The 11,297-nt window shown below is 53.6% G+C and carries 7 protein-coding genes; 2 read left to right on the top strand and 5 right to left on the bottom strand.

Annotated elements, in window-relative coordinates; translation table 11 throughout:
- The 3 genes from AS151_RS20820 to AS151_RS12930 all read right to left on the bottom strand — a co-directional run.
- Positions 1 to 187: helix-turn-helix domain-containing protein (locus AS151_RS20820; RefSeq protein WP_170861397.1), on the bottom strand; the 187-nt coding region annotated here is incomplete at its 3' end.
- 392 nt (positions 188 to 579) lie between these two features.
- Positions 580 to 3,615, bottom strand: a complete 3,036-nt coding sequence (gene ppc / locus AS151_RS12935; protein WP_071517480.1) for a phosphoenolpyruvate carboxylase — start codon at positions 3,613 to 3,615, stop codon at positions 580 to 582.
- Positions 3,616 to 4,047: 432 nt separating this feature from the next.
- A complete protein-coding gene (locus AS151_RS12930) occupies positions 4,048 to 4,299 on the bottom strand; it encodes a hypothetical protein (RefSeq protein ID WP_170861395.1) in 252 nt (83 codons plus the stop codon).
- Positions 4,300 to 4,501: 202 nt separating this feature from the next.
- Here AS151_RS12930 and AS151_RS12925 point away from each other — a divergent pair, with 202 nt between their 5' ends.
- Positions 4,502 to 7,495 carry a DUF1574 family protein gene (locus tag AS151_RS12925; RefSeq protein ID WP_084639568.1) on the top strand — a complete coding sequence of 998 codons (2,994 nt, stop codon included), beginning with the start codon at positions 4,502 to 4,504 and terminating at the stop codon, positions 7,493 to 7,495.
- 252 nt (positions 7,496 to 7,747) lie between these two features.
- Here AS151_RS12925 and AS151_RS12920 read toward each other — a convergent pair whose 3' ends face one another.
- The gene (locus tag AS151_RS12920) at positions 7,748 to 8,737 is read right to left on the bottom strand and encodes a helix-turn-helix domain-containing protein (protein ID WP_071517477.1); all 990 of its coding nucleotides are present in this window, start codon (positions 8,735 to 8,737) and stop codon (positions 7,748 to 7,750) included.
- Positions 8,738 to 8,931: 194 nt separating this feature from the next.
- Here AS151_RS12920 and AS151_RS12915 point away from each other — a divergent pair, with 194 nt between their 5' ends.
- Complete coding sequence (locus tag AS151_RS12915) at positions 8,932 to 10,434, top strand: MBOAT family O-acyltransferase (protein ID WP_071517476.1); 1,503 nt, start codon at positions 8,932 to 8,934, stop codon at positions 10,432 to 10,434.
- A gap of 311 nt (positions 10,435 to 10,745) precedes the next feature.
- On the opposite strand, the gene AS151_RS12910 is transcribed toward AS151_RS12915, so the two are convergent.
- Positions 10,746 to 11,126, bottom strand: coding sequence for a four helix bundle protein (locus tag AS151_RS12910; protein ID WP_071517475.1), 381 nt, complete (start codon positions 11,124 to 11,126; stop codon positions 10,746 to 10,748).
- Between the last annotated feature and the right edge of the window lie 171 nt (positions 11,127 to 11,297).

Genomic DNA, 11,297 nt, shown 5'->3' with positions numbered 1-11,297 from the left:
CGGCTGGGATGATGTATTCCTTCTGGAGACTGCAAGCATTGACCGGGCACTTTCGACTGTCGATCCAGTCTTTGCGTTCCCCGAGCGCGTGGTTATAGACCTGGCGGCAAGTCTCCAGCCAATTAAGCATCTGGAGTTCCGGTTCCAGATCTGGGTAAATCCGGTATAAGTAGGTCAATACAAGCATGTATTATAGCTTAGGGAAATAGCAATGCTCCTAGGAATAGCAAAAAGAGTTTGGCGACTCCGTTTCACTCCATGGCCTCGGCTTCGATCCCGACACTTGCCTTCGGCAGAGTGCGGGGCTTCCCGCCGATTAAGTTAACAAGAAGCATTTGGTGGCGATGGCACCTTAAGCGCCGGTTTGCTGGCAAAGCCTAGGCGTACGGGAGAAAAGACCATCGCTTGTCCTCTCCTATACAATAACATTTCCTTTTGTCAGCGCCATCTAGTAGGAAGAGGGGGGGTGGGGGCATGGGAGCATCAGGGCAGGGGAGATCGAGATAAATTAATTTCCTAAACTTCCCGCGCTTGGTCTCTCCCACCCTCAGCCACTTCCCATCCCAACCAGGCAATAGTCTAGCCAGTATTGCGCATGCCTGCGGCAATGCCGTTGATGGTGAGCAAGGCCCCACGGATGAGTTCGCTCTTGCTGTAGCGTGAATGCACCATGCCAGCGGCGCTGTTGGTTTCGTACTGGCGTAGGCGTTTCAGTAAGGAAGCCTGTAGCAGTCCTAGGGGAATAATGGTGCGATTGCGCAGTTGTACCGAACGCTGCAAGCTGGGGTCGCCATCGAGCAAGCGTTGGTGTTTGGTAATGTCGAGGACCAGTTTTTTGGTGAGCTGGTATTCGGCAGAAATTTGCTCGAACAGGGCATAAAACCGGGGATAGTCCTCGGAGGAACTCAGTTCGCGGACGTAGTGGTGGGCAATTTGCAGGTCTACTTTGGCTAGGGTCATTTCTACCTTGGAGATAACCATCTTGAAGAAGGGCCATTTTTGGTAGAAATAGCGCAACAGTTTCATGTGTTCTTCTGGTTCTTGTTCCAGAAATTCCTGCAACGCCGTGCCCACGCCGTACCATGCCGGTACCAAAAAGCGGGTTTGGGTCCAGCTAAACACCCAAGGAATGGCCCGCAGGCTGCTCAGGTCTTGGTTGCCGCTGCGACGGCGGGCGGGGCGGGAGGAAATTTGCAGCTGGCTGATTTCGGCGATGGGGGTGACTTGGGTAAAGAAGTCGATAAAATCGGGCTGTTCGTAAATTAAAGCACGATAGTGCCGTCGCGATCGCGCGGCCAGCTCTTCCATGATTTCGTTCCAGGGTTCGATGTCGTCGAAACCGCTGCCCAACAGGCTAGCTTCCAAAGTGGCGGAACTAATAATTTCCAAGTTGTACAGGGCCAAATCGGGCAAGGAATATTTGGAAGCCAGCACTTCTCCCTGTTCGGTAATTTTAATGCGACCGTCGATGCTGTTGCCCGGTTGGGCCAAAATCGCCTCGTAGGCAGGACCACCGCCGCGCCCTACGGAACCGCCGCGACCGTGGAAGATGCGCAGGTTGACGCCGTAGGGTTCTACAACTGCTTGCAGGGATTTTTGGGCTTTGTGAATTTCCCAGTTGCTGCTGAGAAATCCGGAGTCTTTGTTGCTGTCGCTGTAGCCCAACATCACTTCCTGCAAATCCCGGGTCATGGGGTTGGGAGGAACTACATCTGGGGATTTACCGCCGCGCAGCAGGGAACGGTACAGGGGCAGGTCCATGAGTTGCTGCATCACCGAAGGTGCCCGCTTCAAGTCTTCCACGGTTTCAAACAAGGGCACCACGTGCAGGGTTCCGGAACCGCTGACTGGGTCGTACAGCCCCGCTTCTTTTGCCAGCAGCAAGACTTCCAGGATGTCGCTGACCTGGGTACACATGGAAATGATGTAGGTATGGCAGATATGCAGCCCAAATTCTTGCTGCAGCCGGCGCACCACCCGTAGGGTTTCGATGATTTTTTGGGTGGTTTCGGAACTGGGGAATTCCGGGGGAATTAGGGGACGGCGGGTTTGCAGTTCTGCGGTGAGCCACTCGGTGCGTTCGGCTTCGGAAAGTTCTGAGTAAGGTTTGGGGAGAATTTGCAGGTACTCAGCAATTTCCGCGATCGCTTCTTCGTGGCGGGAAGATTCCTGGCGAATGTCCAAATGGGCTAAGTGAAATCCGTAAATGGACACTTGGCTGATGAGTTTTTCCAGTTCGCTGCTAGCCAGCCCAGTTTCCTGCAAGGACCGCTGGATTAGGTTCAGTTCTTCCAGCAACTCGTCGCCGGAACGGTAGATGGGTGGGGGATTTTCTTGGGTGGTGGGTTTTCCTTCTTGGGCCGTGCTGCTGCTGCCTTCGTACAGCCGCCAGTTGCGTTCTTTGGTATTTTGAATCCGCTGCAGCATGTAGCAAAGTTTCAACCGATAGGGTTCCTGGCGGTAGCGAATCGCCAGTTGGTCGTACACTTCACTCATTTGCAGGCGGTCTTTTTCCAACGATTCCAACAGCTCTGGCAGTACGTCGCTCCAGTGCAGGGACAAACTGAGCAGTTCGGTCAACTCTTGCAGGGATTTTTCGTATTTTTCCAGCACCAAGTGGCGCTGGTAGCAGGCGGTCCGCCAGGTAATTTCTGGGGTAACGGAAGGGTTGCCGTCGCGGTCGGCCCCCACCCAGGAACCGAATTTGCAGAAATTGTAGGCAGGCAGTTCCAAACTGGGAAAATTGGCTTTGACTTCCTGTTCCAGGCGTTTGTAAAGCTGCGGGGCGATATCAAATAGAACTTCGTTGAAGTAGTGCAGGGAATATTCCACCTCGTCCAATACCGACGGTTTGAACTGGTGCAATTCGTCGGTACGCCACCACAGCCCAATTTCTTCGCACAGTTGCTGTTTGAGGGATTCTGCTTCCCAAGAGGTGCTATTACCGCTATATTCGGGAATGCCTTCCGCTTCGTCCAACCGCTTCATTAAGTAAGCAATGCGCCGCTGCTTGGTACGAATGGTCCGGCGGGCAATTTCGGTGGGGTGAGCGGTAAAGACGAGGCGGATGTCCAAACGATTGAGCAACTGCTGGATGCGTTGCGGCGGTACGTTGAGGCGGCGCAATTTGGGGAGAAGTTTGCGAAAGGTGTCTGATTTGTGGCTGGTGGGGTTGGCCTCGGAGGTAGCAACGCTTTTCACTTCGTTGAGGGCCGCCAGCTTGCCCAGAAATGATTCGGTGTCGCTGCTATGGTCCGAACCGTTGGTCTTGGTATTGGTTTCGCGGGTAGCCCAGGTATCGGCGCGGCTTTCGCGCAGCTGTTCCCGCTGTTCGTAGTGTTGTTCGACGATGTTGATGAGTTGGAAGTATAGGGCAAAGGCGCGGGCCATGCGGATGGCGGCGTTGATATCCAACTGCTGCACTACTTGCATGGCTTGGGATTCGGAAATCTGGGCGGGAGCTTGCCCTTCCGGGGACTTCATCGACAGAATTTGGCTTAAAAGGCTGGCCAAATCGGCACCGCACTCTTGGTGTAGCACCGCTTCCCATAGCTGAGCTACCAAATTCAGGCGGCGACGCAGCCACAATTCGGATGAAGTGGCGGGAAATGTCATTCCCGACTCTGGTGGCTGATGGCTGGTTGCATTGGCGATCGCTTCGTTATAGAACTGCATACCCTTCCCACATGAACCTGCTGTTCGCTAGGCGGTTCGACGATACTTAACTGCAAAGGGGAATTTTCTACCAATAGGCAAGAGTGGTTTGCCTGATTTGGCGGGGTTGGCAATCGCCACGGTCAAACCCAACCTTGCGTCAATCGCCAACCGATGGAAATTCCCTGACGGCAGCCAGCGAAGCTCGGTACTTCCCTGGCGGCTACTATATTGTTTTCTTGTATGCTTTTAGTATCTCATCTACGTCCGCGATCGCAAGCGGTTGTTTGGTCAATTTTTGGATTTTTTGAAAGTCGGGATCGGAGGTGGGGACATGGGGGCATCGGATCGAACAACCAATTGGATCTCCCACGCTGGGTACGCTGGGTACGCTCACTCCGGTTGCGAGGACTGGGGAACTTCCAAAATCGGCAGGCGATCGCCGCGAAAGGCTTCTTCGCTGAGTTCTCCTAACTCGTTGGCGAAGTTTTCCACAGCACGTATTCCCGCCGTAGCTAGTAACATGGGGATGGTAGCTGCAGCCAGTCCCAGGTCGGTAAACTCGGCAGCGATCGCGGCGAGGTCTTGATTTTCTGGCTGGGATGGATTGGTTTCGGGCAGGTTGCTGCTAGAGGATGTCATCATTTGCTAACTTTTTTCTGAAATCTTGACAGTCTGGGGGAGAGTCGGTGGCGAACCAACTGTTCTTTTCCCAGGTGGTAGCGGCACCTATTATAGCAAGCCATATGCTATATCTTGGGAAAAGATATCCCATGCCGGTACGCATTACCATCTCAATCGGGCTTCGCTCGTTTCACTTGTCCTACATGCTGTTGCCCAATTTCCCATGTTAAACCTCCATCCAGACACGCCCTCCCGTGCCCATAGAGCCCTACAACAGTGGGTATGCCAAACCCTACAAGTACCTGCCCGGCAAATACGAGTGCAATTTCAAGCAAACCAGTTGGAAGTTTTTCTGGAAGGGTATCCCACGCCTCCTGTGGAACGGATGCTGGGGCAGCTGACCGACGGATGGCGCTGGGGTCGACAACACCAGCAGTTGCCAGAGGCGGCGGCTGCCATCGAACGGATTTTGCTCTACGGATACCGCCAGCAACTCCCTGCTCAGGAAAATCTTGCCGATCCGCAAGCCCATACCTGGAAGTTGGAAGTGGCTGTACCCAATTGGTCTCCAGGGGGGAACAACCATCAGAGTGAGGCAGGTAGGGGCGATCGCGAGGGATTTTACCAGGCGCGCCAGGGCAATCTAGAAGCGATCGCGGCTTTCGTGCAAACGGGATTTGCTGGTTTGGGGGTACGTTTGCGGGTAACAGCACGGTGGAAACCCCTGCCCCATGCCGACGGTACCATCAATGCTGCTTCGCCGCAGCGGTTGGTGCTGGTTTGTACGGCCAAAACTTCCCCCGACCCAGAAGTGGTCGCCGACCCCATTAGCCGACATTTGCGATCGCTGGGGGGGATTGCCGTAGAAGGGTCCCTGGCTACAGCGCGGGATGCTATTATCCAATACCATACATTAGAAACCCGTCGTACGTCGGGAGCAACGGGTTGGACCCTATGGGTAGACCTGCGGCCAGCCAGGGAAATTTTGCAAACCTGGGCGTATTGGGGAGATGGAGAAGCGATCGCGCGCTTGCTACTGGCGGCGGCCCCTTCCAGTGCTTGGCAGGTGTGGGGAGAAGTGAAAGGCACCACCCTGCACATCTTCGTTTCTCAAATGGGGGCTGAGGGGTTGGCACCTCCCATGCGACCAGCGACCCTACAGTGGATCGTACCAGCTTTACAAAAAATCGCGCCCACGGGCATTCAAGCCGCCACCATCTACGGTGCCCGTGGTACCAGCAACAATGCCATCCATTCCGCCACTGCGCCGGCGTGGGTGCATTGGACCAACTTGCCTCGGGCAGATGTGCCACCCGCCCAAGAACAGGCGCGCGGTGGCAATACGACTGCGCTGGCCTTTCTGTTGGAACGGCTGCTCACCCCCAGTTTGGATAGCAAGCTGGCTACCGGCGGGGTACGGGTACGCTGTCGCTGGCGGTCCTCTCTGCTGCATATTATGGTCGATGCCCCCACTTCCCCCGAACGCGATCGCGTGGCCCCAGCCATTACCGCGTACGTAGCGGGGTTGGAAATTCCCCAGTTGGCAGGCATACGGGTATACGGGCGTCGTTCCGGCATGCGATCGCCTGCTTGGAAATACCGTTGGGATCCAACTCCAACCCCAGATCCCAGCATGTTTGCCCGCGAAGCTGCCCAAGCAGTCACTGCTGCTCCCACACCAGCCCCAGCCCCGGCACCTGCCCCCACTGCAGCGCCAGAAACCACCCCTGGATGGATGGCCCGCCTGTTATTAGGAACCGGCTTGTTGTTGCCGCAATCGGTTTCTCCTAGCAAATTGGGCATTCTACTAGCAACCATCCTCAGTTTGCTACTTGCCTACCAAGCCGACCGCTGGTTGGGCGTTTTGGTCCCCACCGCCAGCGAATCGGAAACCAACGCTACCCAGTCCCCACCCACCCCCAACCCATCCTTGGAAAATGGGGATAACGCCAACCTCGATTTTTCTGGAATTCGCCTATCCGATGAGAAAGCCAACCAAGAAGACATTTTCAACCGTTCCCAATTCACCCAAAAAAGCAGCCCCACCTGGTCGAAACGCAGCGTTTGCCATCCCGATTTTTGGCCCGACCAGCCAGTTAGCGACGACTGCCAGCCCGTGGTTCCCCTAGACTATCCCACCTTCAACGCGACCCAAGTAGACCGGAAGCTGGCGCTGTACAAACGGTACTTGCAGCAATTTGGCACCCCTGATGTCTTGGTGGTAGGAAGTTCCCGGGCTTTGCGGGGGGTAGACCCGGCGGTTTTGCGTGCGGAACTGGCGCAACAGGGCTATGAAGATATCCGAGTTTTCAACATGGCTGTCAATGGAGCTACCGCGCAGGTGGTGGATTTTATGGTGCGGGAGTTGTTACCCGTTGCCTACGTACCGAATTTGGTTGTGTGGGCGGATGGTGCCCGTGCTTTCAACAGCGGTCGCAAAGATATTACCTACAATGCTATTGCTGCTTCCCGTGGCTACCAGCAACTGGCAAATAGCGATACGCGCCCCATTCCCAGCCCCGACCCCAAACCAGTTGCCCAAGAACCGGAATCCACCGCGCCGGAATTGTCTTTAGATACTTCTGTCCAAGAGGTCAACCGATGGCTGCAGGAACAGCTAGCGGCAACCTCGCAAACCTACGACCGCAGGGAGCAACTGCTGGCTTACCTGCAAGCAGGATTCCGCCAAGGCTACACCGCTCTAGTACCACAACCGTGGCAATCCCTTCTCCCCACGCCCACACCGCCACCGGAAGACCCAACTCGCACAGTCGATACCAATCAATTTGATTTTACGGGGTTTTTGCCCATTGAGGTGCGTTTTAACCCGGAAACTTATTACGAAAAACATCCAAAAGTGAGTGGGAAATATGACCGAGACTATCAAGATTTTTCTTTAGACGGCGAACAGCAGCAAGCTACTCGGCGGTTGCTTGACTATACGGAGGCGCACGATATAAAACTGGTTTTTGTGAATTTACCTTTGACAGAGCAATATTTAGATCCGGTACGCAGTGCTTACGAAAAACAGTTTCAGCAGCATATGTTGCGTTTAGCCATGGAACGAGACTTTCACTTTCGAGATTTATCCCAGCTCTGGCCGAACAAGTACAAGTATTTTTCCGACCCCAGCCATCTGAACCGCTATGGGGCTTACCGGGTATCCCAGGAGCTGGCGGCAGATCCGATGGTTCCTTGGGTGTCTGAGGAAGAGTAGGGGTAGCGCCCCTGTGCCTACCCCTAGAGGTAGCGCCCCTGTGCCTACCCCTAGAGGTAGCGCCCCTGTGCCTACCCCTAGATGGTTCCTTTTCTGAAAAACAACAATTGTATGGAATTGGCCAATTCCCCTGGCAGGGGCGCTCACGCGTTGCGCCCCTACAAAAATGCCTCTCTTATCTCTTGCAGATTATTAAGGAAATGGTATGATTTGTGTCTCCCATGTCCCGATGTCCCGATGCTCCTACGCTCCCTATCTCCCCAAATCCCACTCCGGTGGTGCCATATTATTGCCCACCTCGTCAGTGGCATCGCTGGGGCTGTGTTTGGCAGAGGGGGATAGGATAGTTTCGGTGTCGGGTTCGGCGGTGGGGGGTGATGCTTGGGTGTTGTCTGCCAGCCAGACTACGCTGCCTAAGGCAGTGCCAAACACCGCAGCATATCCTAAATACATGGAAGGTGAATTTACTGAGATTTCCTGCGAGGAAACTTTACCGTGCCAAGAAGGAATTCCATTATTAGGAGATTTGGGCAAGTAAGAGAGCAGGGAATCGCTATTTATACCTAAAGTTTTACTAATGCGACTAATAAAACCACGGATATAAATATCTTCCGGGAGCTTGTCTAGTTCGCCGGCTTCTAATGCTTGAATTTGATAAATGGGAATAAATGTTTGGTGGTGGAGCTGTTGGAGGGAAAGCGATCGCGCTTTTCTGGCTTTTTGTAGAGTTTGACCGATTTGTCGCAGTCGTCCTGCAAATGTGGTGGGAAGGTTGTCGGCACTGTCATTTGAGCAGGAGGGGGGGTTTGCCGGTGGGTCGTTTTTTCCCAAAAGGCGATCGGCGATTTGAGAAATTTTTGGCCACGGTTGGTTCTGGGTTACGTTTGACTGAGCCGATGGAGACCTTTGCGATAAGTAGGGGGAAGGTACAAAGTCCAAATCCGGGTCGTCGTCGCTGTCGCTGGTGTCGCTATCCTGGTTGGCAGGGGTTAAGGTGTATTGCTGGGCGATTTCCTGGCAAGCGAGCTGAATGGCTTGGCGGCAGTTGACTTCGATCGCATGTTTGATGGCTTTCCGTTTGCGCTCTGGCAATTTTTCCAGGGCGGCGGTGGTACGCTGGAAGATGTCGCTATTGTACAGCGCGGTTTCCACTTGCGCTGCGATCGCTTTTTGTTCTTCCGGCGAAAGCTGTGGAGTTGGAGGGGTTGTGGGTTGGCAGGAAGATTTTGGTGCGGAAGTCATATTGGGTGCATTTTAAGATAGTCTCGTAGGTACTTTGTTCGCAGCGATCGCGTGGATTCCGGAAAGTTGGAACTGGGGGGTCGGGGCGTGGAAGACACTTGATTTTCTAAATCTAATCTCCTAATCTTCCCAACTCCCAAACTTCCGATGCTCCGTACGCTTCTACATAAACCTACATAGCAACGCAACCCACTATGAACTTCTCAGCAGCACCAATTCTATATTTTTGCTTTCTCGCGGCGGTTTTTGTCGTGTACTGGGGGGTTGCCTGGTCGTGGTGGCGGCAGTTGGTGGTGGTGGTGGTGAGTGTGGCTTTTTACGCTTCTTTGGATTGGCAATATTTGCCGCTGCTGTTGGTGAGTACGGTTTTGAATTTTACCTTAGCTCTAGCGATCGCGAATGCTGGGGAAGGTATCTCGGAGGAGGCTGCAAGACACCGCCACCAGACTTGGTTGTTGAGTTTGGGGGTGGGGTTGAATGTGTTGTTGCTGTTTTTGTACAAGTACGGCACGTTTTTTTGGGAATCGGTGGGGAGTGCGATAAGTTGGTCGTTTTTGGGGGAGGAGGCAGCTTGGCTACAGGGGTCGCTGGTGGCACCGTTGGGGCTGAGTTTTTTCTGTTTTGAGTTTATTTCTTATTTGGTGGATGTGTATCGCGGAGAGGCACCCAGTCGCAATCCTCTGAAGTTTGCTGCTTATAAGTTATTTTTTCCTAAGTTGGTAGCTGGACCCATTACCCGATATGGGGAGATGGAACCGCAGTTGCGCCAGCGGGGTTTTTTGCCGCGCAGTTCCATGGTGGTGGAAGGGTTGTGGTCCATTGCTACGGGGGCAATAAAAAAGGCGATTCTGGCAGACCGCTTGGCGATTTATGTCAATTTGACGTTTGAGAATTTGCAGCGGGCGGGAAGTGCGGATTTGTGGATGGCTACGGTTGCTTATGGGTTGCAGCTGTATTTGGATTTTAGCGGTTATGTGGATATTGCCCGGGGTAGTGCGATGTTGTTGGGGATTACCCTGCCGCAAAATTTCCGTTTTCCCTATTTGAGTTCCAGTATTGCAGATTTTTGGCGTCGCTGGCACATGACATTGGGGGCGTGGCTGCGCAATTATTTGTATATTCCGTTGGGGGGGTCTCGTCGGGGGTTGCTGCGTACTTGTGTTAATTTGATTGTGGTCATGCTGCTGGCGGGGTTGTGGCATGGTGGGGTTGGTCCGGAAAACGACCCTACGGGATTTTTGATTTGGGGGAGCATTCATGGTGGGGCATTGGCTCTCCATCGGATCAACGACGCGATCGCGCGTAAAGTTGGAATTTGGCAGGCTTGGTGGCAGACGCCGCCGGGGATTTGCTTGGGATGGGGGATGACCCAGGCGACGGTATTTTTTGCATGGATCTTTTTCCGCCTCCCGGAGTGGCAGCAATCTCGCTGGGTGGTGGCACATTTGTGGGGCTATGGGGCTGACGTTCAGTTTTTGCAAAAGGTATATGTGGAGACGTTGGGGCTCGATCGTTTGCAGTTGGTTTCTTTGTTAGGATTGTTGGGCATCGGGATGGTGGTGGCCTATGCTATCCAACAGAGACTTCGTTTACAGTTGAAGTGGTCTATTAAGATGTTTTTGGTGCCCTTATTTTTATATGCGGTTTGGTTGTTTTCTCCGGAGAATACGTTGCCTTATATTTATTTTGATTTCTAGATATAGGTTGGCAGCGATCGCAAATCCCACCGGTAAATATCACAATGCCTTGTAGGGGCCATCCCCCCGTGGTTGCCCTGTTTTTCCCTCTTCCCAAACCCTCCCCTCTCCCCCTCTCCCCACTCCTCCCACTCCTCCCACTCCTCCCACTCCTCCCACTCCTCCCACTCCTCCCACTCCTCCCACTCCCTCCCACTCCTCCCACTCCTCCCACTCCTCCCACTCCTCCCACTCCTCCCACTCCTCCCACTCCTCCCACTCCTCCCCCTCCTCCCACTCCTCCCCCTCCTCCCACTCCTCCCCCTCTCCCACTAACTAAGAAGCCAATCGGAAGGATGGCGAATCATTTTAATCAAACCACCAATTATTCGTTCGTATTGTTGGTAGAGCGATCGCGCCTGGGAAGCATTTAGGTATTGACATTTAACCGCCATTTCCAGCCAAAACTGCGTCTCAGCAGCTTCCGTTTCGCAATCATTGAGCTTAGCCACAAAAGCCGCTTGATACCGCCGCCGTCGCCACGCCTCCACCAAATTCGCACAAACAGACCGCGACGAACGTCTGATTTGGTCGGTTAGTCCATATCGCTCTTCCACGGGAAACTTTTTTGAAACTTCAAAAATTTCCATCGCCGCATCAAAAGCCAACTGATAGATATCCAAATCTCGATGGCTATTTATCGCCTTTCTCATCTCTTCCCACCTATCCTATCCCATCTTAGACATAATATAAATAAACTAAATTTCTATTATCATACCATCCAACCTTCCTTCTCCCCCACACCTTCATATTTTTTATCTCCCCCTCTCCCCCTCTCCCCCTCCTCCCCCTCTCCCACTCCTCCCCCTCCTCCCACTCCTCCC

Source organism: Geitlerinema sp. PCC 9228 (assembly GCF_001870905.1).
Lineage (GTDB): Bacteria > Cyanobacteriota > Cyanobacteriia > Cyanobacteriales > PCC-9228 > PCC-9228.
The sequence above is the reverse complement of the archived record's forward strand: the minus strand, read 5'-3'. Positions and strand labels throughout refer to the sequence as shown.

Excerpts from the sequence above, each read along its gene's own strand:
- ppc (WP_071517480.1), bottom strand. The coding sequence starts at position 3,615 with ATGACATTTCCCGCCACTTCATCCGAATTGTGGCTGCGTCGCCGCCTG.
- AS151_RS12930 (WP_170861395.1), bottom strand. The coding sequence starts at position 4,299 with ATGATGACATCCTCTAGCAGCAACCTGCCCGAAACCAATCCATCCCAG.
- AS151_RS12925 (WP_084639568.1), top strand. The coding sequence starts at position 4,502 with ATGTTAAACCTCCATCCAGACACGCCCTCCCGTGCCCATAGAGCCCTA.
- AS151_RS12920 (WP_071517477.1), bottom strand. The coding sequence starts at position 8,737 with ATGACTTCCGCACCAAAATCTTCCTGCCAACCCACAACCCCTCCAACT.
- AS151_RS12915 (WP_071517476.1), top strand. The coding sequence starts at position 8,932 with ATGAACTTCTCAGCAGCACCAATTCTATATTTTTGCTTTCTCGCGGCG.
- AS151_RS12910 (WP_071517475.1), bottom strand. The coding sequence starts at position 11,126 with ATGAGAAAGGCGATAAATAGCCATCGAGATTTGGATATCTATCAGTTG.